At 64.4% G+C, this 21,390-nt stretch carries 19 protein-coding genes; 9 read left to right on the top strand and 10 right to left on the bottom strand.

Annotated elements, in window-relative coordinates:
* Positions 1–132 precede the first annotated feature (132 nt).
* A complete protein-coding gene (locus ACWGS9_RS14035) occupies positions 133–1,101 on the top strand; it encodes a Dyp-type peroxidase (RefSeq protein WP_454505818.1) in 969 nt (322 codons plus the stop codon).
* A 25-nt stretch (positions 1,102–1,126) separates the two neighbouring features.
* On the opposite strand, the gene ACWGS9_RS14030 is transcribed toward ACWGS9_RS14035, so the two are convergent.
* Both ACWGS9_RS14030 and ACWGS9_RS14025 read right to left on the bottom strand, forming a co-directional pair.
* Positions 1,127–1,645 (bottom strand): hypothetical protein, encoded by a 519-nt coding sequence (locus ACWGS9_RS14030; RefSeq protein ID WP_454505817.1) that lies wholly within the window; start codon positions 1,643–1,645, stop codon positions 1,127–1,129.
* 68 nt (positions 1,646–1,713) lie between these two features.
* Positions 1,714–3,126 carry an FAD-binding oxidoreductase gene (locus ACWGS9_RS14025; RefSeq protein ID WP_454505816.1) on the bottom strand — a complete coding sequence of 471 codons (1,413 nt, stop codon included), beginning with the start codon at positions 3,124–3,126 and terminating at the stop codon, positions 1,714–1,716.
* A gap of 125 nt (positions 3,127–3,251) precedes the next feature.
* On the opposite strand from ACWGS9_RS14025, the gene ACWGS9_RS14020 reads away from it, so the two are divergent.
* From ACWGS9_RS14020 to ACWGS9_RS14010, 3 genes are all read left to right on the top strand, one after another.
* A complete protein-coding gene (locus ACWGS9_RS14020) occupies positions 3,252–4,037 on the top strand; it encodes a hypothetical protein (protein ID WP_454505815.1) in 786 nt (261 codons plus the stop codon).
* A gap of 24 nt (positions 4,038–4,061) precedes the next feature.
* Entirely contained in the window at positions 4,062–4,547 is a 486-nt protein-coding gene (locus ACWGS9_RS14015) for a thioesterase family protein (RefSeq protein ID WP_454505814.1), read from the top strand.
* A 145-nt stretch (positions 4,548–4,692) separates the two neighbouring features.
* Positions 4,693–4,890, top strand: coding sequence for a hypothetical protein (locus ACWGS9_RS14010; RefSeq protein WP_027168755.1), 198 nt, complete (start codon positions 4,693–4,695; stop codon positions 4,888–4,890).
* A gap of 97 nt (positions 4,891–4,987) precedes the next feature.
* Here the strand turns inward: ACWGS9_RS14010 and ACWGS9_RS14005 are convergent, their stop codons facing one another.
* On the bottom strand, positions 4,988–5,464 hold the full coding sequence (locus ACWGS9_RS14005) for an Lrp/AsnC family transcriptional regulator (RefSeq protein ID WP_454505813.1): 477 nt from the start codon (positions 5,462–5,464) through the stop codon (positions 4,988–4,990).
* Between the two features lie 89 nt (positions 5,465–5,553).
* Here ACWGS9_RS14005 and ACWGS9_RS14000 point away from each other — a divergent pair, with 89 nt between their 5' ends.
* Complete coding sequence (locus ACWGS9_RS14000) at positions 5,554–6,474, top strand: EamA family transporter (RefSeq protein WP_454505812.1); 921 nt, start codon at positions 5,554–5,556, stop codon at positions 6,472–6,474.
* Positions 6,475–6,533: 59 nt separating this feature from the next.
* Here the strand turns inward: ACWGS9_RS14000 and ACWGS9_RS13995 are convergent, their stop codons facing one another.
* Positions 6,534–7,451, bottom strand: a complete 918-nt coding sequence (locus ACWGS9_RS13995; protein ID WP_454505811.1) for a dienelactone hydrolase family protein — start codon at positions 7,449–7,451, stop codon at positions 6,534–6,536.
* A gap of 198 nt (positions 7,452–7,649) precedes the next feature.
* Between ACWGS9_RS13995 and ACWGS9_RS13990 the strand changes: the two genes are divergently transcribed.
* Complete coding sequence (locus tag ACWGS9_RS13990; RefSeq protein WP_454505810.1) at positions 7,650–8,087, top strand: hypothetical protein; 438 nt, start codon at positions 7,650–7,652, stop codon at positions 8,085–8,087.
* A 13-nt stretch (positions 8,088–8,100) separates the two neighbouring features.
* Here the strand turns inward: ACWGS9_RS13990 and ACWGS9_RS13985 are convergent, their stop codons facing one another.
* A complete protein-coding gene (locus ACWGS9_RS13985) occupies positions 8,101–10,416 on the bottom strand; it encodes a glucose/quinate/shikimate family membrane-bound PQQ-dependent dehydrogenase (RefSeq protein ID WP_454505809.1) in 2,316 nt (771 codons plus the stop codon).
* Between the two features lie 240 nt (positions 10,417–10,656).
* On the opposite strand from ACWGS9_RS13985, the gene ACWGS9_RS13980 reads away from it, so the two are divergent.
* Complete coding sequence (locus tag ACWGS9_RS13980) at positions 10,657–13,323, top strand: ATP-dependent helicase (protein ID WP_454505808.1); 2,667 nt, start codon at positions 10,657–10,659, stop codon at positions 13,321–13,323.
* Positions 13,324–13,351: 28 nt separating this feature from the next.
* Here ACWGS9_RS13980 and ACWGS9_RS13975 read toward each other — a convergent pair whose 3' ends face one another.
* From ACWGS9_RS13975 to ACWGS9_RS13955, 5 genes are all read right to left on the bottom strand, one after another.
* On the bottom strand, positions 13,352–14,398 hold the full coding sequence (locus tag ACWGS9_RS13975) for an ABC transporter permease (protein ID WP_454505807.1): 1,047 nt from the start codon (positions 14,396–14,398) through the stop codon (positions 13,352–13,354).
* Entirely contained in the window at positions 14,398–15,186 is a 789-nt protein-coding gene (locus tag ACWGS9_RS13970) for an ATP-binding cassette domain-containing protein (protein ID WP_454505806.1), read from the bottom strand. Before ACWGS9_RS13970 ends, ACWGS9_RS13975 begins: the two co-directional genes overlap by 1 nt.
* Positions 15,187–15,262: 76 nt before the next feature.
* Entirely contained in the window at positions 15,263–16,276 is a 1,014-nt protein-coding gene (locus ACWGS9_RS13965) for a substrate-binding domain-containing protein (RefSeq protein WP_454505805.1), read from the bottom strand.
* A gap of 98 nt (positions 16,277–16,374) precedes the next feature.
* A complete protein-coding gene (locus ACWGS9_RS13960; protein WP_454505804.1) occupies positions 16,375–17,283 on the bottom strand; it encodes a sugar phosphate isomerase/epimerase family protein in 909 nt (302 codons plus the stop codon).
* On the bottom strand, positions 17,280–18,311 hold the full coding sequence (locus ACWGS9_RS13955) for a Gfo/Idh/MocA family protein (protein WP_454505803.1): 1,032 nt from the start codon (positions 18,309–18,311) through the stop codon (positions 17,280–17,282). Before ACWGS9_RS13955 ends, ACWGS9_RS13960 begins: the two co-directional genes overlap by 4 nt.
* Before the next feature lie 195 nt (positions 18,312–18,506).
* On the opposite strand from ACWGS9_RS13955, the gene ACWGS9_RS13950 reads away from it, so the two are divergent.
* Positions 18,507–19,532, top strand: coding sequence for a LacI family DNA-binding transcriptional regulator (locus ACWGS9_RS13950; RefSeq protein ID WP_454505802.1), 1,026 nt, complete (start codon positions 18,507–18,509; stop codon positions 19,530–19,532).
* A gap of 352 nt (positions 19,533–19,884) precedes the next feature.
* Entirely contained in the window at positions 19,885–21,303 is a 1,419-nt protein-coding gene (locus ACWGS9_RS13945) for an esterase-like activity of phytase family protein (RefSeq protein ID WP_454505952.1), read from the top strand.
* Positions 21,304–21,390: the final 87 nt, after the last annotated feature.

Genomic DNA, 21,390 nt, shown 5'->3' with positions numbered 1-21,390 from the left:
GCAACGGCCAGCAGTGCGGGCAATGTCCGCTGTTGCGCGACTGCTCGCGGTCGCGATATCTTTTTCCCGACCATCCCTCCCCGCGGTCATGTCCTTGGCTGCCGCATCTCACCCCAGCATGGAGCATTCCGAATGTCAGGCAAGAACTGGGACAGAGTGCCCATCGACGCGCAGAGCGTCGACGCTCCGCTTTCGATGGCCGCGATTTTCCTCGTCGTCACCGTCGGTAGCGACAAGGCGGCGCTTTCGAAGGTCGCATCGGTACTCGGCGAACTTGACGACCTGGTCAAGAATGTCGGCTTCCGCGACCTGTCGGGCCGGCTGTCCTGCATCGCCGGCATCGGCGCCGAGCTCTGGAGCCGTCTGTCGCCCAACCGGCGGCCGCACGAGTTGAAGCCCTTCGCGGCGATCGATGGCTCGGCGCATTCGGCGCCCTCGACGCCGGGCGATCTGCTCTTCCACATCCGCGCCGAGCGGCCCGATATGTGCTTCGAGTTCGAGCGCATCCTGCTGAACGGCCTGGGCGACGGCGTGACTGTCGTCGATGAAGTCTCGGGCTTTCGCTATTTCGACGCACGCGATCTGCTGGGCTTCGTCGACGGCACCGCCAATCCGACCGGCCTCGACCTGCCTGCCTCCGCTTTGGTCGGCGATGAGGACGCCGACTTTGCCGGCGGCAGCTACGTCGTGGTGCAGAAATACCTGCACGACATGGCTGCCTGGGGCAAAACGCCGACGCACGTCCAGGAAGAAATCATCGGCCGCACCAAGATCGACAACATCGAGATCGATGACGACGACAAGCCGCGCAAGTCGCACAAGTCGCTGGCCACGATCGAGGACGATGCCGGCAACGAATACGACATCCTGCGCGACAACATGCCGTTCGGCCGCCCGGGGCAGAACGAGTTCGGCACCTATTTCATCGGCTACACGCGCTATCTTTGGGTGATCGAGAAGATGCTGCAGCGCATGTATGTCGGCGAGCCGCCCGGCGCCTACGACCGGCTGCTCGACTTCTCCACCCCACATACCGGCACGACCTTCTTTGCGCCGACCCGGCCGATGCTGCAGAAGCTTGTCGAGCGGGTGCAGGAATAGTCTGCACCCAGCCGTAGAGGAATTCCTACCGCGCGTCGCGCTTGGCCTGAGCCACCGCCGCCGCCTTTCGCTGGCGGCCACGCTCCGCCGGCCGAACAAGGTTCTGTGCCTTCTCGTTTGCTATCGCCCGCATCCCCCTGTGCGCCGTCCGCGCGTTGAAATCCGGCCCATTGGCGGCGGCCTGTTTGCTGGCCAGTGCCTTGCGGGCGTTCTCGACCAATGAAAGGCGCGCGGCAAGCTGGCGGCGTCGCTCGGCCTCACCGTTTAGCCGCCGCATGGCCATTGCGAGGACTTCCAGCTTCAGTTGCGAGCCGCCGTCGGCTTTCGACGCCACGGCACCTTTCGGCGCGCCCTTGCCGCGCATTTCGCGGCGCCGCCGATGCGCCTCGGTCTGCGCCTTGTCGCGCCGTTCCCGCAACAGCTTGACCAGATTGGTAAGTTCGGCGTCCGCGAGCTCCTGCACCACGGGATGGTGCGACTTCGCAACCAGATCCTGTTCGTCCGCGCTAAGCGCGCGAGCTTCTTCCTTGCGTGAAATCGCCATGGCGTTGTTCCTCCTTTGTGGAGCCTGCGTCTTCGCCGACCGAGTCTGCGATCAAGCGCGAGGATTATCTATGTCGACGGCAGGATCTTGCCAGGGTTCATGATGTTGAGCGGATCGAGCGCCTGCTTGATCGTGCGCATGACATCGACGCCGTGGCCGAGTTCGTGGCGCAGGAAGCCGACCTTGCCCTGTCCGATGCCGTGCTCGCCGGAGCAGGTGCCGTCCATGGCGATGGCGCGCATGTTGAGCCTGGCGACGAATGTCTCGGCGAGCGCGATCTCATCCGGGCTGTCGACATCCATCAGCACGAGCACATGGAAATTGCCGTCGCCGGCGTGACCGACGATCGGCGCGATCAGCCCCATCTCGGCGATGTCAGCCTCGGTTTCGGTAACGCATTCGGCGAGCCGCGAGATCGGCACGCAGACGTCGGTCGATAGCCCCTTGGCGCCAGGGCGCAGTGTCAGCGACGACCAGTAGGCGTCGTGCCGCGCCTTCCAGAGCTTGGTCCGCTCTTCCGCGACGCTGGTCCACAGGAACGGCCCGCCGCCCTGCTCCTCGGCGATCATGCCGAACGTCTCGGCCTGCTCGGCGACGCCGGCGTCGCTGCCGTGGAATTCGACGAACAGGCACGGGCTCTCCGGGTAGTCGAGCTTGGAATAATTCTTCATCGCCCGCATCTGCAGCGCGTTGACCAGCTCGATGCGCGCCACCGGTATGCCCATCTGGATGGTCGCGATCACCGTGTTGCAGGCGGCCTCCAGGCTGGGGAACGGGCAGACGCCGCCGGAGATCGCCTGCGGAATGCCCTGCAACCTCAGCGTCAGCGAGGTGATGATGCCGAGCGTGCCTTCGGAACCGACCAGAAGCCGCGTCAGGTCGTAGCCGGCGGAGCTTTTCTTCGCCCGCTTGCCGGTCGTCACCGTCTCGCCGTCGGCCATGACGGCGGTCAGCGACAGCACGTTCTCGCGCATGGTGCCATAGCGAACGGCGTTGGTGCCGGAGGCCCTGGTTGCCGCCATGCCGCCGAGCGAGGCATTGGCGCCCGGATCGATCGGAAAGAACAGGCCGGTGTCGCGCAGGTGCCGGTTGAGGTCCTCGCGCGTCACCCCGGGCTCGACCGTGCAGTCGAGGTCCTGCGGATTGACCGAAAGGATGCGGTTCATGCGCGACGTATCGATCGAAATGCCGCCGCCCGGCGCATTGGTGTGGCCCTCAAGCGAGGAGCCGACGCCGAAGGCGATCACCGGAACACGGTGGGCGGCGCAGGCGCGCACGATCTCCTGCACCTCCGCCGTCGTCTCGACGAACGCGACGCCGTCGGGCGCCTGGGTCGGGATATAGGTGGTGGTGTGCGCGTGCTGGCTGCGGATCGATTCGCCGGTCTGAAAACGTTCGCCGAACTGCTGCTTGAGGATGCCGAGCACCGCGGCGATGCCTTCCTCGTTGCGTTCGACGGGGTTGAGGTCGCTCAAAGCCATGAATTCCTCCGCGAATGGACCAGCCTTACATGCCGGAGCGGCTCTATGCTACTTGCTGCACCAGTTTCCATTGTCTATCGACGGACCAGGGTCCAGAAGCAAATTGATGCCGGGGAGAGTCTGACTTGAAGCAGGCCGCATGGATAGGCGTGATTACGCTGCTTGTCATCCTATTGCCGGCTTGGGCTGTAAAGTCTGCTTCTCAGCAAAGCCGGATCGGTTGGGCAGGATTTGTGCTACTCATGGCGTTCGTAAGCTTGGCAATAGCGGCAGCCAAGGCACGAAACCCAAGATCGCGCGTGGTTTTGGGGCCATATGTGCAACGAAATTTCCGTTACTTGAGCACCGTCTTCGCGGCAAGCTTTTTAATTGCCGGAGGCCTCGCTATCGCGACTACCTATGCGCAACCAGGCGTCGGCTTCATCGGGGAACTGGGACTTATGTTGTCGAAAAAGGCAGCAAGCTTAGTTCCGGTTGTTGCAAAATACGAGACCGCGATGGATCCGCCGCTTTCCTCCGAAGCACTGTTTAAAGTCCAGTCAATTGTCACCGCATTCCTGCTTGCAGGAACTTTGAGTTTTGCTTGCTATGCGGTCTATCTGGTTCGAATGCCAAGGGCCGAGCGCATTGCAATTTATGCATCGAGACAGGTCACGCGGCATTCTGCGGCGTTTCTGTGCTTCTGTTCGGCTTTTGCGGTTTACGTGTCGTTTGCTGCCTTCGCTGGTTTTTTCGAGTTTGAGGCTGCGAAGGCGAAATGGTGGTGCGCGCTGCAGGCGAGTTGCTACGCAAGAGGCGATGATCTGACAATCATCGCGGCTGCTATGTTGAAAGTCTTTGCAGTGTTCGGCTTCCCGTTTGGGGCCGCGGTACTCGTCGATTCTGCAAGGCTTCTGCCCAGAGAATCATAGCCATTCAAATCAAGGAAAACCAAGATGATGATCCCCGTACCGATCACTTCCGGCCCAATGGCGATCGAGAAGGAATGGATCGACTATAACGGCCATCTCAACATGGCCTACTACAACGTGCTGTTCGACCGCTGCTCGGACCAGGCGTTCGATCTGATGGGCATGGGGCCGAACTACGTCAAGGAGCGGCGCCTCACCATCTACACGGCCGAGGTTCATGTCTGCTACGTGCAGGAGCTGCACCTCGAGCACAAGGTGAACGTCTCGTTCCAGCTGATCGACCATGATGAGAAGCGCCTGCGCGCCTACCAGGAAATCCGTCATGTCGACGGCTGGCTGGCAGCAACGTCCGAAACGCTGTCGCTGCATGTCGACATGGACGGCCCCAAGGTCGCTCCCTTCCCCGCCGATGTGCTTGCCAACATTGAAGCCATGCGCGCCGCCCATGCGGCGCTGCCGATGCCGGAGCGTGCCGGCCGTTCGATCGGCATCAAACGCAAGAGCGCTTGAAGCCCCCCACCGCCCGCGTTAACCTTACCAAGGTTTTAACGTGAACAAGCCATTTGCGCCGTTGAACGACTCAGAGGCGCGTTCGAAAACCGTCGTACCGGGTTTGCACGCGGGCGGCTGGCGGAATGCGGTGCGAGGACAGTGCATGAAAACCGACATCAAGGTCGAAGTGGAGCGGCTGGCGGCCGACCCACGCATCACCGACTATGATTTCTGGCGATCGCTGAAGAACGTCAACAACGAGATCTTCCATATCGCCAACAACAACGAACCTATTCCGTTCGACATGATCCGCTGGCGCGCGATTCTCAAGCAGGCGCGCATGAAGCGCGGCCACGCTTGATCTGTTTTTTCTTACGAAATTCCGGGCGAAAGGCTACGGCGAAGTCGCCGAGCCTGACCGCGAGGCCTTTTCCTGGAATTGCTCTATCTCAGCCCAGTCACTTCTGCTTGAAACCGCGGAGCGGGGAACGCGGCTCGACGGGCGATGACTGGATGATCGCGGTGTTGGTCATCGCATAGGGAATGATCCGGTCGATCACGCGCTCGAGCTCGCTCACCGAGCCGACATGAGCGAGCGCGATGAAGCAGTCCTCACCCGTCACCCGGTCGCATTGCGCGATTTCCGGCAGTTCTCGAATGATGTCCGCTACCACGGAAAGCTGTCCCGGCACCGGCCTGATCCTCAGCCATGCCGACAGTTTCAGCCCGAGCGCGGCAGGATTGATCCTGACCGTATAGGCCTCGATCACGCCGTTCTCCTGCAGCTTGCGGATGCGCTCCGCCACGCTCGGCGCCGACAGCCCGACCGCGCGAGCCAGTTCCGCCGTGCTGACGCGCGCATCCTTTTCCAGGAGCCGCAGGATCTTCAGGTCCACGGCATCCGGACCCGAAATTTCATTCCGAAGGTTTTTCAAGCTGAATCTCTTCCTTCAGAAAGCGAAGTGGCCTTTCAGACCGTTCATCCTACATATAGATCGCGGGTTTCACCTGCGATAATGCTCCCATGAAAGCTCAAACGCAAATTCCGGCTGCAAGCCAGGCCGGCGCCGATGCGCGCCCTGCCCTCGCCGGCCCTACCTCTGCTGGGTTTGCCAACGCGTTGCCGCCGCATGTCTGGTTCTGCGTCAGCGCCGTGTTCCACTACCTCGGGCCGGCCTTCGCGGTGCTGCTTTTCGACCAGGTCGGCGTGCTCGGCATGGCTTGGCTGCGCATCGCCACCGCCGCCCTCATCTTCGCCCCCTTGACCAGGCCCTGGCGCGTTTTCGCCCGCGCCGATCGCGCTCAGCGACTGCTGCTGCTGGCCTTCGGCGCCTGCCTGGCGGTGATGAACTGCTCGTTCTATCTGGCGCTCGACCGCCTGCCGATGTCGCTGGTGGCGGCGATCGAATTCGTCGGCACGATCGCAGTGGCGCTGGTTGGCCTGCGCAGCCGGCGCAACTTTGCTGCGCTGGCTGTTGCGGTTATCGGCACCTTGCTGCTCATCGACGTGAAGTGGTCCAGCGATCCGGTCGGCCTGTCCTGGGCGTTCTTGAATGGCGCCCTGTTCGTCGGCTACATCGTGATCGGCCACCGCGTCGCCCAGGCCGGCATCGGCATTGCCGGCCTCGGCACCGCCATGGCGATTGCGTTCCTCATCGTGTTGCCCGTCGGCTTCAGCGAAGCGCTGCCGGCCTTCTCAGCGCCGCAACTGCTCATCGCCGCGATCGGCGTCGGCGTCTGCTCTTCGGTCATCCCTTACATCTGCGACCAGTTCGCCATGGCGAGACTGCCGCGCGCGAGCTTTGCGCTGATGCTGTCCCTCCTGCCACTCACGGCAACGCTCATCGGCGTCATCGTGCTGCGCCAGGTGCCGAGCATCCCAGACTGCCTGGGTATCGCAATGGTGATAGCCGGCGTCGCCTTTCATAAACCGGCGCTGGAGTGATCCGCCGAAATTGCCGTTGAGGTGTGTTGAACTTCAGGTCACCTGAATATCGGCACGCCTCAGGCCAGCTTCTCCTTCAGGAAAGCGACCGTCCGACCCCAGGCGAGATCGGCGGCCTTCTTGTCATAGCGCGCGGCCGAGGTATCGTTGTTGAAGGCGTGGTTGGCGCCGTCATAGACATAGACCGTGTATTCGACATGCGCGGCGTCGAGCGCCTTCTTGTAGGCATCGATACCGGCATTGGTCCGCTCGTCCAGCCCGGCATAGTGCAAGAGCAGCGCCGCCTTGATCTTTTGAACGTCCTCGGCCTTGGGTTGCATGCCGTAATAGGCGACGCCGGCGCTGAGGTCGGGCGCATGGACAGCAAGCTGGTTCACGGCGCCGCCGCCCCAACAGAAGCCGACCGCCCCGACCTTGCCGTTGCCGTCCTTGAGGCTCTTGAGGTAGGCGACCGTCGCCACGCCGTCGGCCGCGACTTGGGCGGCATCGAGCTTGGTGAACATGTCGCGCGCCTTGTCCTCGTCGGACGGCGTGCCGCCAAGGGGCGACAGGAAGTCCGGCGCCAAGGCGACGAACCCCTCCAGCGCCACGCGCCGGGCGACATCGCGGATATGCGGGTTGAGGCCCCTGTTCTCGTGGATGACGATGACGGCGCCGCGCTTGCCGGACTGATCGGCCGGCCTGACTAGGTAGCCTTTCATCTCGCCGCCGCTGCCGGGATATGTGATGTCCTCGCCCTTCACCCGGCTGTCGTCCTCGGCGACGATCGCCGCCTCGGCGGAATTTGCTGCCAGCATCGGCGCGATCGCGGCCGCCGCCGCGCCCGAGCCCGCCAGCCTCGTCAGTTGCTCCATGAAGCGGCGCCTATCGAGCGTCAGATGCGTATACCCGTCATAGGCGTCGATCATCGCCTGGGTAATCAAGGGCTGAGTGATGATGGGCCGCGTGACGACGGGCTTGGCAACGGGTTCGGTCATGGCTCTCCTCGACGATTGGCGGGTCGATCCGCAAGATAGGGTCGAGATTTATACGGTCCAGTCACGCCCGGATGACGATCCGGCGAGCCGGGGCTCGCCCATCACATTTTGGTCATTTCCGAAGCCTTGATGGTGCTGTCACATTAGGAAGCAAAGCTGTCAGTGCAGCTTTGTCTGATCGACGAAAAGGGGAATGCCATGAATGTCCAGGACATCGTCAACACCGTCTCGCAAAAAGCAGGACTTGATGAGCCCACCACCGAGAAGGTTGTCGGCACCATTTTTTCCGTGCTCGAGCACGAGGCCGAAGGCGCCAGCGTTTCGTCTTTCTTCGCCCAGATCCCCGGCGCTGACGCGCTGGCGCAGAAATATGATGTGATGGCCGCCGGCGCGGCAGCCAATTCGGGCGGCGGCCTTTTGTCGTCGCTGCAGGGCGCGCTTGGCGGCGTGCTCGGCGAAAAGGCCGGCGCGCTGATCAACGGCGTCGCCGCCCTCAAGGCGTCCGGTCTCGACATGGCGCAGATCCGGCAGGCCGGCGAGACCCTGATCAAGCAGGCCGAAGCCGCCGCCGGCCCTGACCTGACCAACCAGGTGCTGGATCAGGTGCCCAGCCTGAGAGGCCATCTCGGGCTTTGAAGCTTGCGCTTCCTTACTTAGGCAGCGTGTAGGCCATCACGTAATCGCCCGGCTTGGTGCCAACCGAGCCGTGGCCGCCGGCGACGATGACGACGAACTGGCGGCCGTCGGCCACCGTGTAGGTCATCGGTGTCGACTGTCCGCCCGCCGGCAGCCTCGCCTGCCAGAGCTGCCTGCCGGTGGTGAGGTCATAGGCGCGCAGATAATCGTCGACAGCGGCGGCCAGGAAAGCGACGCCGCCGCCCGTGATCATCGGCCCGCCGATACCGGGCACGCCGACCTTGAGCGGTAGCGGCAGCGGCGTCATGTCATAGACGGTGCCGTTGCGGTGCTTGTAGGCGATGTTTCCGGTCTTGAGATCGACGCCGGCGACATAGCCCCAGGGCGGCGCCTGGCAGGGAATGCCGAGCGGCGACAGGAACGGTCCCATCACCACCGCGTAAGGCGCGCCCTCGTTGCGGTTCAGCCCCTGCTCGCTGCCCTTGGTATTGTCGCCCGGCGGCGGCACGTCGGCACGCGGGATGAGCTTCGAGGTGAAGGCGAGGTAGGTCGGCATGCCGAACATCACCTGCCGCACCGGATCGACCGCGACGCCACCCCAGTTGAAGACGCCGAAATTGCCGGGATAGATCAGCGAGCCCTGCAGCGAGGGCGGCGTGTAGCGCCCCTCATAGCGCAGCTTCGTCAGCTCGATCCGGCACGCCAGTTGGTCGAACATGGTGATGCCCCACATGTCGGCGCCGGTCAGCGGTTTGGGATTGAAGGACAGGTCGGAGGCCGGCTGTGTCGGCGAGGCGTGGTCGCCCTCGATCGCGCCGCCGGGCGCCGGCACTTCCTTGACCGGAATGATCGGCTCGCCGGTTCGCCGGTCGAGTACGTAGAGATCGCCCTGCTTGGTCGGCCCGACCAGCGCCGGCACCACGCCGCTTGCCGTGGTGATGTCGACCAGCGTCGGCTGCGCCGGCACGTCCATGTCCCACAGATCGTGATGCACGGTCTGCCGCACCCAGCGCAGTTGCCCGGTGTTTAGGTCGAGCGCGGTGATCGAGGAGGAGAATTTCTCGACATCGGCGCTGCGGCCCATGCCGAGCTGGTCCGGCGTCTGGTTGCCGAGCGGCACGTAGAGCAGCCCGAGCTTTTCGTCGGCGCTCGCCGTCGACCACATGTTGGGCGAGTTGTGCGTGTAGGTTCGCCCGGCGGGCAGCGGCGTCGTCACATCCGGATTGCCCGAATCCCAATTCCACAACAGCGCGCCCGTGCCGGCGTCATAGGCGCGGATGACACCCGACGGCTCTTCGGTCGAATAATTGTCGTTGACCGCGCCGCCGACGATGATCTTGCCGCCAATGATCAGCGGCGCCGACGTCGAATAGTAGTAGCCAGGCTTCGGATAGGGCATGTTGGCCATCAGGTTCAGCGTGCCGCCCTCGGCGAAGGACGGACATACCTGCCCGTTCGCGGCGTCGAGCGCGATCAGCCTCGCGTCGGAGGTCGGCAGATAGACGCGCGCGGCGCAGGGTTGGCCGGCGGCGATCTTGGCGTCGGCGTAGTAGGACACGCCGCGGCACGTCTGGTGCTGGCGGTTGGGATCCAGCTTGATCTTCGGATCGTAGCGCCATTTCTCCTTGCCGCTCGCGGCATCGATGGCGATGGCGAAATTATGCGGCGTGCAGATGAACAGCGCGTCGCCGATCTTGAGTGGCGTCACCTGATAGGTTGTCTCGCCGATATCGTCGGGACCTTTCACGTCGCCGGTGCGATAGGTCCACGCAGGCTGCAATTTGGCGACATTGTCCGGCGTGATCTGGTCGAGCGGCGAATAGCGCTGGCCGAAGGGCGTGCGACCGTAGAAGTGCCACTCGCCGGCCGGCATGTCGCCGCCGAGATTGGCCGCCGTGGCCACCTTCTCGGTGCCCAGCGTGCCGCCGATATCCTTGGGATCGGCGGTCATCGAGTAGCCGGCCACGGCCAGCGAGGCGAGCACGGCAAGGATCAGCGGCGCGCGCCCGTCAGGACCGGTCAAGCCGCGCCTTGCCCATGGCGTCAGCAGCCATAAGGCGATCAGCACGATGATGCCGCCGCGCGGACCGAGCTGCCACCAGTCGAAGCCGATTTCCCAAACCGCCCAGCACAGCGTGGCGAGCACGAACAGCGCGTAGAGCCAAAGCGATGTCGACCTGCGCCTGAACAGCAGCCAGGCGGTGATCAGGAAAACCAGGCCGGCGATCAGGTAGTACCAGCTGCCGCCCAGCACGGCGAGCCAGACGCCGCCGCCGCCCAGAATGAGACCGACGAGGAAGAGGACGAGGGAGGTGATGGTGACAGCCAAGACGGTGCTCCTTCGACTGTTGCGCGCATCAAGCAATTCCAGGAAACGTGTGAAGCGGTTTTCCGTCCGGAATTGCGTCAAATAAAGATAAAGCCGCCCAGGCGACGGCACGCCGTCCCTGCCCTGCCGCCAGCTTTCCCTTGCCCGCTCCGGCTGTCAAGTTGGTCCGGGACACGCGAAACTAGAACAAAACGTAGACAGTTCTGGTCTTTCGCCCCCGAATCACTACATTCGGGGGCGATGTCGGGCTTTTCCGAGGACATGCCTTTTTTCGATGAACCGAATGCGCGGCCCGCGGCCCCGTCCGGCATAGCCGCGCGCGCCATGGCGGCGCGCAGCGGCCAGAACGGCGCGCCCGATTATCTGAAGGGCCTGAACCCGGAACAGCGGCTCGCCGTCGAAACGACCGAAGGCCCGGTTCTGGTGCTGGCCGGCGCCGGCACCGGCAAGACGCGGGTGCTGACCACGCGCATCGCCCACATCCTCAACACCAGAAAGGCCTGGCCCTCAGAAATTCTTGCCGTCACCTTCACCAACAAGGCCGCGCGCGAGATGAAGCAGCGCATCGGCCTCCTGATCGGCGAGGAAAATGTCGAGGGCATGCCCTGGCTCGGCACTTTCCACTCGATCGGCGTCAAGCTCTTGCGTCGCCACGCCGAGCTTGCCGGGCTGAAATCGGGCTTCACCATCCTCGACACCGACGACGTGGTGCGGCTGATCAAGCAATTGATCCAGGCCGAAGGGCTGGACGACAAGCGCTGGCCGGCCAAGACCTTCGCCCAGATGCTCGACAACTGGAAGAACAAGGGCCTCGGCCCAGACGAGATTGCCGAAGGCGATGCGCGCAGTTTCGGCAACGGCAAGGGTCGCCAGCTCTACAAGGCCTATCAGGAACGGCTGCAGACGCTGAACTCCTGCGATTTCGGCGACCTGCTCTACCATCCGATTCGCATCTTCCGCGCCTATCCGGACGTGCTGAAGGAATATCACCGCAAGTTCAAATACATACTGGTCGACGAGTACCAGGACACCAACACCGCCCAATACATGTGGCTGCGCCTGCTGGCCCAGCGGCCGAGCGCTGGTCGATCCTCAACGCAGGCGGATTCGCATTCGGCCGAAGGCCGCAAGCCCGACCGGGCGTCCGAGCCGTTGCGAGGCCCCCGCGGAGGGCCCGCGCCGGCAGGCGCGGAACAGCCCGTGAGCGTGAATATTTGCTGCGTCGGCGATGACGACCAGTCGATCTATGGCTGGCGCGGCGCCGAGGTCGACAACATCCTGCGCTTCGACAAGGATTTCCCGGGCGCCACCATCATTCGGCTGGAGCGCAACTATCGCTCCACCGCGCACATACTGGGCGCGGCCTCGCATCTCATCGCCCACAATGAGGGCCGCTTCGGCAAGACGCTGTTCACAGACCGCAACGACCCCGAGGACGACAAGGTGCATGTCCATGCCGCCTGGGACTCGGAGGAAGAGGCCAGAGCCATCGGCGACGCCATCGAGGCCTATCAGCGCCCCGATAGACAAGGCAATCGGCACAAGCTCAACGACATGGCGATCCTGGTGCGCGCGTCCTTCCAGATGCGCGCCTTCGAAGACCGCTTCATCACGCTGGGCTTGAATTACCGCGTCATCGGCGGCCCGCGCTTCTACGAGCGCCTGGAAATCCGCGATGCATTGGCCTTCTTCCGCGTCGTTGCCAACGGCGGCGACGACCTCGCCTTCGAGCGCATCGTCAACGTACCGAAGCGCGGCCTAGGCGAAGCCACCATCCGCCAGATTCACGACACGGCGCGCGCGCTGCGCGTCCCGATGCTGGAGGCCGCAGCCTCGCTCGCCGAAAGCGACGAGCTGAAGCCGAAGCCGCGCGCCGCGCTGCGCGAGGTCGCGGCCAATTTCGAGCGGTGGCAGAAGGCGCTGGAAGCCACGCCTCACACCGAGCTCGCCGAGACCATCCTGGAGGAAAGCGGCTACACCGACATGTGGAAGAACGACCGCTCGGCGGAAGCGCCCGGGCGGTTGGAAAACCTGAAAGAGCTGATCCGCTCCATGGAGGAGTACGAGTCGCTGCGCGCCTTCCTCGAGCATGTCGCGCTGGTCATGGAGGCTGAGCAGGGCGAGTCGCAAGATGCTGTGAGCATCATGACGCTGCATTCGGCCAAGGGTCTCGAATTCGAGACGGTTTTTCTCCCCGGCTGGGAGGAAGGCCTGTTTCCGCATCAGCGCGCGCTGGATGAAGGTGGGCGCTCGGGTCTCGAGGAGGAACGTCGCCTCGCCTATGTCGGCCTGACGCGCGCCAAGAAGAACCTGCACATCTGGTTCGTCTCCAACCGCCAGATTCATGGGTTGTGGCAATCGACGATCCCGTCGCGCTTCGTCAACGAGTTGCCGGAAACGCATGTCGATGTCGCCGATGGCGGCAGTAGCTACGGCGGCTACGGCAATCCCTATGGTGGCGGCTCATTCGCCTCCGGCCGCGGCGGTGGCGGCCGGCAGAACCCCTATGGCGCCTCGCGCTTCGACAATGTCGGCGCCAAGGATCAGGGCAGCTTCTCCAACACCTATGCGACGCCCGGCTGGCAGCGCGCGCAGGCAAACCGCACCGAGGCCACCGACCGCAACTGGGGCACCCGCTCCGGCCACCAGGTCGAGCGCATCGGCTATGGCGAGACCGACTCCGGCTACGGCGCCGGCCGCACCAGCGTGAAAGGCCGCACCATCGAAGGCGAGCTGGTCGCCAAATCGGTCGCCGATACGCCGTCCGCCTTCAGCGTCGGCGACCGCGTCTTCCACCAGAAATTCGGCAACGGCAACATTGCCGCGATCGACGGCAACAAGCTCACCATCGACTTCGACAAGGCCGGCCAGAAACGCGTGCTCGACGGGTTTGTTGTCGGGGTTTGAGCGGCCGCCGCCCGCAAATCATAGCCCCTCACCGATACCGTGCCTGGTTCCACTTGTGGCCGAGCAGCGACAGGATGATGATTAGCCCGTTGAAGAACTGGACGTAGAAGCCGCTCAGGCCCGCCGCTACGACACCGGTCTGGATGAACGACACCGTGACGGCGCCGATCGCGCCGCCGACGACGGTGCCGATGCCGCCCCAGGTCGGTGTGCCGCCGACAAACACAGACGCCAGCACCGGCAACAGATAGCCGTCTCCAGCCGTCGGCCACCAGGTGAAGTTGATCATCACCGAGAAGGTGCCGGCGATCGCCGCCCCTATGCCGGTGAAGACAAACACTTTCACCCGCACGAGCTTGACGTCGATGCCCATCTGCTTGGCGCTGTCGGGATTGTCGCCGACCACTTTGACCTGCGCGCCGAAGCGGTGGCGGTTGTAGAGCAGCGCCGCAAAGACGACGAAAGCGATCGCCCAGAAGATCTGCACCGGGATGCCCCAGAGTTGGCTGGAGAAGATCGCGTAAGCCCAGCTGTCGGCAAGGCTGGTCAGCGCCGTCGACTTGCCCTCGTTGATGATCTGGATCAGGCCGCGCAGCAAAAAATTCATGCCGAGCGTGGCGATCAGCGACGACAGCCCGCCATAGACCACCAGCGACCCGACGAGGAAACCGAGCAGCGTGCCGGTGACGAGCGCCGCCGCAATGCCGAGGAACGGATCGTAGCCGGCCTGCACCACCAGCGCGAAGACCCAGGAGGCGAAGCCCATCGTCGCCGGGAACGACAGGTCGATCTCGCCGCAGGTGACGACGAAGACCAGCGGCACCACCACGAACAGCGCCACCGGAAGCGTCGTCAGCACCGAACTGTAGAGATACCAGGTGGTGAAGACCGTCGGGTTGGCGATCATGAACACCGCCATCATGACTATGAACACGGCTAGCGTGCCGAGGGCCGCGCGGTTGTCGAGGACGAAGCCGCGCAGCCAGTGGTTCGACGGATGGCTCCATTCCTTGCCTGCCTGGCCGCTTGCTCTTCCCAGGGGAGACTGCAGATCGGGTTCCATGGCCTTGCTCATCACGCTCTCTGCTCCGCGCCCTCGTGCAGCCCCGGCAAGCCGCTGGGATGCGCCACGTCTTCCATGAAGTTGATCAGGTCCTCGGCCGACTTCACCTCGCTGCGGTCGGCCGTCAGCGCCACCTTGCCGCGATCGAGCACCACGAAACGGTCGGCGATGTCGAAGACGTGGTGGATATTGTGGCCGATGAACAGGATCGATCGGCCGCTCGCCCGCACCTGGCGCACGAAATGGAAGACCTTGGCGGTCTCGGTCAGCGACAGTGCCGTCGTCGGCTCGTCGAGGATGATCAGCTCCGCCTGCTTGTAGATGGCGCGCGCGATCGCCACGCCCTGGCGCTCGCCGCCCGAGAGCTGGCCGACGATCGAGTGTGGCGTGAACACTTTCGAGGTGAAGCCGATCTCGCGCATCAGCCGGCTCGCCTCCTCGATTTCCTTGCTGACCTTCAGCCAGCCCATGAAGCTGGTCAGCTCGCGGCCCATGAAGATGTTGCGCACGATCGTCTGCTGCACGGCCAGGGCCCGGTCCTGGAACACCGTCTCGATGCCGGCGTCGCGCGAGCGTGCCGCGCTCCATCCACTGACCGGCTTGCCGCGCACGAGAATATCGCCGCTGGTCGGCTTCACCACGCCGGACAGGATCTTGATCAGCGTCGACTTGCCGGCGCCGTTGTCGCCGACCAGGCCGACCACCTCGCCGCGATCGACGCTGAGGTTGACCCCGCCCAGCGCATAGACCTGGCCATAGGATTTCTTGATGTCGCGCAGTTCGATGATGTGTTCGCTCATGCGATCCTCGCTTGAATTGTCTGTCTGCCGGTCGTCTCGCCGGCCGGGCAACAATCCCGGCCGGCAGCCTGGGAGGTCAACGCAGCGCCTGCTTGGCGAGCTCGGCGACGATCTCGTAGTTCTGAGGCGTGACGAAACCGGCGCCGGTGTCGACATTCATCGGCGCCAGCCCGAGCACCACCTGCTGGCAAAGGCTGAGGATCGGCAGATAGCCTTGCAGGAAGGGCTGCTGGTCGGCGGTCAGCTGCACCCAGCCGCCCTTGAAACCTTCGACGATCTGCGGGCTGGTGTCGAAGCCGAAGTTGAAGATATCGCCGGGCTTGCGTCCCGCCGCCCGCATGTAGGTGGCCACATTGCCGAGCATCTGCCCGCCGGGATAGCCGACCGCCTTGACGTCCGGGTGGTTGAGAAGCGCCGCGGTGATCACCGGAATGGCGAGGTTGGGATCGGACGCCCATTCGCCGCTCGGTGGCGAGGACAGCTGGATGACCTCGACGCCCGCCTCCTTCAGCGCCGCCACCGTGCCGCGTTCGCGCGCGCCGCGGTTCTCGTTCTCGAATGGACCGATCATGATAGCCTTGTCGCCGGCCCTGAGCTTGCCGAGCTTGAACGCCTCGGCGCCGAGCGCGCGGCCCTGCTGCTCCTGCTGCGCGCCGACATAGCCGCCGCCGAACGCCGCCGTCACCTTCGGCACCGGCACGTTCTGGTACATCATCTTGATGCCGTCCTTGTGTGCCTGTTCGGCCAGCGGCATGATCGCGGCGTCGCCCGGATGGCCCATCATGGCGATGCCCTGGGGCTTGACCGCGACCGCTTCGCGCAATTGCTGCACCATCTTCTCGACGTCCCACTGGGAGAAGATGTAGTCGACCTTTGGCCCGAGATCGGCGGCCGCCTGCTTGGCGCCATTGTAGACAATGGTACCGAAGGCGTCGCCCTCAGCGCCGCCAACGAAAAAGCGGATGTGGACGTCCTTGCACCATTGGGCGTCGAGCGCCTGCGCCGGCAAGGTCGAGATCGAGGCGCAGAACGCCGTGGCGGCCGCCACGACGGTCGAGCGCAGAACAGTCCTTCTGGTCGTCATGCTCATGCACGTTCCTCCCTTTTTGATCCCTCCAAACGGAGGGTTTGCGACATGGATCGGCGTAGCGCCGCAGTTCCTGGCCGGCTCCTCCCGCCGGCCGGTACTCAAGTCGGATTGGGCAGGTAGCTTGCCCCTCCCCTGCATTGTTTCAGATAGTCGAGCGCCCGCGCCTGGCCGGTGATCTCGAGGTCGCCGCGGTAGACCGGATCGTGCCAGCCTTCGATGTCGATGGCCCCCTTGTAACCGGCCAGCCTCAATTCGCCGATCACCCGCGTCCAGTCGCTGTCGCCGAAACCCGGCGTGCGCATCTGCACGAAGGGCAGGCGCCCGAACACGCCATGCTCGCGGATCACGTCCCAGCGCACCGTCGCGTCCTTGCCGTGCACGTGGAAGATGCGCGGCGCCCATTTGCGGATCTGCGGAATCGGGTCGATCAGGTAGACGAGCTGATGACAAGGCTCCCATTCGAGGCCGAGATTGTCGTCCGGCAATTCGTTGAACATCAGCTCCCAGGCGTCGGGATTGTGGGCGATGTTCCAGTCGCCGCTCGCCCAGTTGCCGTCCATGGCGCAGTTCTCGAAGGCGATCCGCACGCCCTTGTCGGCGGCCCGCTTGGCCAGCGGCCCCCACACCTCACGGAAACGCGGCAGGCTGTCGGTCAGCTTCTTGCCGCGGATGCGGCCGGTGAAACCGCTGACCGTGGAAGCGCCGAACAGATGCGCATTGTCGATGACGGTTTCCCAGGCCGCGAGCACGCCGCGATCGACCTCGCCGCCTTCCAGCGGATTGCCGAACACGCCGATCGACGACACCGTCACGTCGGCGTCGCCGATCGCCTCGCTTATCTGACCGGCCAGCCGCGGCAGGTCCTTGCCGCCGAGCGTCTGCCAGAAGAAGGGCTGGATGCTCTCGAAGCCGAGCGGCAGGATCTGCTTGATGTAGGCGGCCGGGTCGTCGAGATTGGCCCGCACCATGGTGCCGATCCTGATGTCGAGAAGCGGGTTTGGGATCATTGTGCTTCCTTGGCGATCATGACCCGGCGTCCGGTCTCGGCGCTCTCGATCGCGCCGAAGACCATGGCCAGGCTGTTGGTGTTGTCAGTGCCGCGCGTCTCCGGCTCGGTGCCGGTCTCGACCGCCTGCATGAAATCCTGGATGATGCCGAGATGGCCGTCGACCCGGTCGGCGGGATCGAGCGCCGGCACCTCGATCGGCCGGGTCTTGTCGAACAGGCCGTCGCGGCCCGGCACCACCACCTCAGCTTTCAGCCCGTCATGGCCGTCCCATATGAGGCTGCCGCGCTCGGCGACGATGCGCCAGTTGCCCTCCCAACTGGTGCGCAAACCGTCGGCGCACCAGGAGCCGGCATAGGTGAAGACCTTCCCCTCTCCGAGATCGAAGACGGCGCTGGCCGACGATCCCTGCCGGTACCAGGAACTGGCCGGCTCCCATTCCTGGCAGTAGACGCTGGCCGGCTCGCCGGCGACCATGTAGCGGGCGGCATCGAAAGTGTGGATCGCCATATCGAGCAGCAGCACATGCGCCATCTCCTCGCGAAAGCCGCCGAAATGCGGCGCGACGAAGAAGTCGGCATGGATGCTGGTCGGCTTGCCGATGGCGCCGGAATCGAGGAACCGCCTGATCCGCCTGACATCGGCGACATAGCGTCGGTTCTGGACGACGGCGTGAACGCGTCCGGCGCGACGCGCCGCCTCGATAATGGCGCGTGCGTTCTCCGGGCTGTCGGCCAGAGGCTTTTCGGTGAGCAGGTGGCAGTGATGGGCAAAGGCTGAAAGCGCGACGTCACGGCGGGCAGCCGGCACCACGACGTCGAACACGGCGTCGGGCTTCGTTTGATCGAGAACGGTATCGAGACTGGTGCCGATGACGGCGCTGGCGAGTCCGTATTCGCGCGCCCTCGCCTGCGCCCGCTCGGCATCGAGATCGACAAGGCCGACAATGGCAAGCCTGTCGATCCGCCTTGCGGCATCGAGCCATTGCTTGCTCATGGCTCCGCACCCGACCAGGACGACCTTCATCATCCAGCGCTCCTCCTCCGCTCGGCCCCTCCAGGCCAAGTGTCACGGCATCCACGGCATCACCGTAAACGTTTTTCCGTAAACGTTTACGAGAACACACCCGATGGCGTAGAATGTCAACGGCTGCTTCTCGAAAATCATCGCAAAGCCTTGGCCCGGGCGGCAGCCAGTGGTAGCCAAGGCGGGGGAGAACAGTTCTTGGCGTCCAGCATCCACGATCTTGCGCGTCATCTGAATATTTCGATCGGCACCGTGTCGCGCGCGCTGAACGGCCGGGCCGACGTCAACGCCGACACGCGCCAGCGTGTGCTGGAAGCGGCGAGGGAGCTGAACTATTCGCCCAACCAGTCCGGCCGCAGCCTCAGGCAGGGCGCCACCCGCTCCATCGCCTTCATGCTGCAGCCGCATCCGGGCGACCAGCAATATGGCGAGCCATTCTTCATCCCGTTCCTGACCGGGCTGCAGGCGCGGCTCGCCGAGCATGGCCTGGATCTGATGGTCGTCATGGGTGAGCCCGGCCAATATCAGCCGGAGAGGCTGCGCCGCGTGGTTGAGACGCGCCGGGCCGACGCGGTCGTGTTGGCCAACACACGGCGGAAAGACGATCGGATCGACTATCTCAGCAAGGCCGGCTTTCCCTTCGCCACACTTGGCCGAAGTCAGTCCGGCGGCGACACCTATCCTTCGCTCGATATCGATTTCGAGAGGGCGGGTGATGAAGCCGTCGACCGGCTGGTCGCGCGCGGCCACCGCCGCATTGCCGCCATCCGCCCTTCGCTTGATCTCAACTTCGGCTACCTGTTCCTCGACGGCTACCGCAAGGCGCTGAAGCGGCACGGCATCGAAGTCGACCCCGGCCTGATCGCCGACGGCTTCATCAACGAGGCCGGCGGCTACCAGGTGACGCCGCGCGTGATGGTCTCCAGGGACAGGCCGACGGCAATCATCTTCAACAATGACGCCATGGCCCTCGGCGGTTGCAAGGCACTGGCCGAGATGGGCATCAGGCCCGGCCACGACGTCGCGGTGATCGTCATCGTCGACACGCCGCTTTGCCGCTACTTCTCCCCGGCGCTGACCGCCTTCCGTCCGTCGCTGGAGCCGATGGGAAGGCGTCTGGCCGAGATGCTGCTCGCCTCCCTTCCCGCCTTCGCCGGCCCCGAAGGCACGAGGATCATACGCGAGGTCTGGCCGCTGGAACTGATCGCAAGGGAGAGCGATTGAGCATACCTTTTCCCTTCTCCCCCTTGTGGGAGAAGGTGGATCGGCGCGCAGCACCGAGACGGATGAGGGGTGTTCCAGCGGAGTGAGACGTTGACGTTCCCTGGAACACCCCTCATCCGACCGAGCTTCGCTCGGCCACCTTCTCCCACAAGGGGGAGAAGGAGAAGCGCACCCAGCCTGTCACGCAACCATCACGTTCAAGTCCTAGACCGCTCGACGGCAAGGGCTGGCCGCAACGTCGATGCCGCGCCCTTTTGAGCCATTGGCCGCTCTGCTCGTCAAGAAGGGGATACCGATGAAACATCTCAACCGAACCGTCGTGCTCGGCGCGGCACTTGCCCTGTTCACCGCCATGACGCCGGCGCTTGCCGACGGCGTCGTCTATGTCAACAAGGGCCTCGTCGGCGTCGGCCGCATTCCGGCCAGCCAGAAGGACAAGTTCGGCGAGACCTTCGGTTCGGGTTCCGGCATGGCGATCGACACCAAGGGCTGGACGCGCGACGGCGCAAGCTACAAAGGCTCGCTCTGGCTGCTGCCGGATCGCGGCTACAATGTCGTCGGCACCACCGATTATCGCGCCCGCCTCAACACGATCGCGATCGAGCTGACGCCGACCGCGCCGGGCGCCGCACCCGCCGCCGGTCAGGAGCAGACGGGCGTCAAGGCGACGCTTGCCGACACGACCCTTCTGACCGACGAAAAAGGCGCCGATACCACCGGCCTCGATCCATTGAACGGCGTACGTGAGGCCGCCGGCGACATGCCGATCCTGCCGCAGGCCGACAACGGCAAGCTGGCGCTGGACGACGAAGCGATCGTGCGGCTGTCCGACGGCACCATGTTCATCTCCGACGAGTATGGCCCCAACATCTACCGCTTCACGGCCGACGGCCGCCTGATGTCGGCGACGCAGCCGCCGGCCGCGCTTGTGCCGATGCGCCATGGCAAGCCGAACTTCGCTTCCGACAATCCTGGTCCGGGTGCGGCCGAGCCCGATCCGAAGGATCCCGAGACCGGGCGCCAGAACAACCAGGGCCTCGAAGGCATGTCGATGACCCCGGACGGCAAGTTCCTGATCGCCGTGCTGCAATCGGCGACCCGCCAGGACGGCGGCGATTCCGGCTCGACCCGTCAGAACACCCGCGCGCTGGTCTATGACGCCTCCGACCTCGCCCGCCTCAAGCTGGCGCACGAATACGTCGTGCCGCTGCCGGTGTTCAAGGACGCCAAGGGCAAGACCAAGGTGGCCGCGCAGAGCGAGATCGTGGCGCTCACCGACAAGAGCTTCCTGATGCTGGCGCGCGACTCAGGCAACGGCCAGGGCGTGAAGGGCGACGGGTCGCTCTACCGCAAGATCGAGATCGTCGACCTCTCCGCCGCCACCGATATCGCCAACGGCCCGTTCGACGCCGCCGACAAGCCCGTAGCGCCGAAGGGCGTGCTCGATCCGTCGGTGACCGCTGCCAAGCTGACACCGTTCATCGACATCAACGACAAGGGCGAGCTCGGCCGCTTCGGCCTGCACAATGGCGCGCCGAACGACAAGAACAACCTTTCGGAGAAGTGGGAGGCGATGTCGCTGGCTCCGGTGCTCGATCCGAAGCTGCCCGACGACTATTTCCTGTTCGTCGCCAACGACAATGATTTTCTCACTCAGGACGGCTTCCAGGTCGGCGCTTCGTACAAGGCCGAGGGCGGCGCCGATGTCGACACCACCTTCCTGGTCTATCAGGTCACCCTGCCCGGCCTGTCGGGAAACACCACCCAGTAATGGAATGCGGACGGCTGCTGCGGCAGCCGCCCCAACTGTAATGGGATGCATGCGCATCAGGCCTGCGATAGCATCGCGGGCCTGATT

Source organism: Mesorhizobium sp. Arg314, assembly GCF_053714275.1.
Note: the sequence above shows the minus strand (reverse complement) of the source record. Positions and strands in the feature narration are given on the sequence as shown.

Excerpts from the sequence above, each read along its gene's own strand:
- ACWGS9_RS14035 (WP_454505818.1), top strand. The coding sequence starts at position 133 with ATGTCAGGCAAGAACTGGGACAGAGTGCCCATCGACGCGCAGAGCGTC.
- ACWGS9_RS14030 (WP_454505817.1), bottom strand. The coding sequence starts at position 1,645 with ATGGCGATTTCACGCAAGGAAGAAGCTCGCGCGCTTAGCGCGGACGAA.
- ACWGS9_RS14025 (WP_454505816.1), bottom strand. The coding sequence starts at position 3,126 with ATGGCTTTGAGCGACCTCAACCCCGTCGAACGCAACGAGGAAGGCATC.
- ACWGS9_RS14015 (WP_454505814.1), top strand. The coding sequence starts at position 4,062 with ATGATGATCCCCGTACCGATCACTTCCGGCCCAATGGCGATCGAGAAG.
- ACWGS9_RS14010 (WP_027168755.1), top strand. The coding sequence starts at position 4,693 with ATGAAAACCGACATCAAGGTCGAAGTGGAGCGGCTGGCGGCCGACCCA.
- ACWGS9_RS14000 (WP_454505812.1), top strand. The coding sequence starts at position 5,554 with ATGAAAGCTCAAACGCAAATTCCGGCTGCAAGCCAGGCCGGCGCCGAT.
- ACWGS9_RS13995 (WP_454505811.1), bottom strand. The coding sequence starts at position 7,451 with ATGACCGAACCCGTTGCCAAGCCCGTCGTCACGCGGCCCATCATCACT.
- ACWGS9_RS13990 (WP_454505810.1), top strand. The coding sequence starts at position 7,650 with ATGAATGTCCAGGACATCGTCAACACCGTCTCGCAAAAAGCAGGACTT.
- ACWGS9_RS13980 (WP_454505808.1), top strand. The coding sequence starts at position 10,657 with ATGTCGGGCTTTTCCGAGGACATGCCTTTTTTCGATGAACCGAATGCG.
- ACWGS9_RS13975 (WP_454505807.1), bottom strand. The coding sequence starts at position 14,398 with ATGAGCAAGGCCATGGAACCCGATCTGCAGTCTCCCCTGGGAAGAGCA.
- ACWGS9_RS13970 (WP_454505806.1), bottom strand. The coding sequence starts at position 15,186 with ATGAGCGAACACATCATCGAACTGCGCGACATCAAGAAATCCTATGGC.
- ACWGS9_RS13965 (WP_454505805.1), bottom strand. The coding sequence starts at position 16,276 with ATGAGCATGACGACCAGAAGGACTGTTCTGCGCTCGACCGTCGTGGCG.
- ACWGS9_RS13960 (WP_454505804.1), bottom strand. The coding sequence starts at position 17,283 with ATGATCCCAAACCCGCTTCTCGACATCAGGATCGGCACCATGGTGCGG.
- ACWGS9_RS13955 (WP_454505803.1), bottom strand. The coding sequence starts at position 18,311 with ATGATGAAGGTCGTCCTGGTCGGGTGCGGAGCCATGAGCAAGCAATGG.
- ACWGS9_RS13945 (WP_454505952.1), top strand. The coding sequence starts at position 19,885 with ATGACGCCGGCGCTTGCCGACGGCGTCGTCTATGTCAACAAGGGCCTC.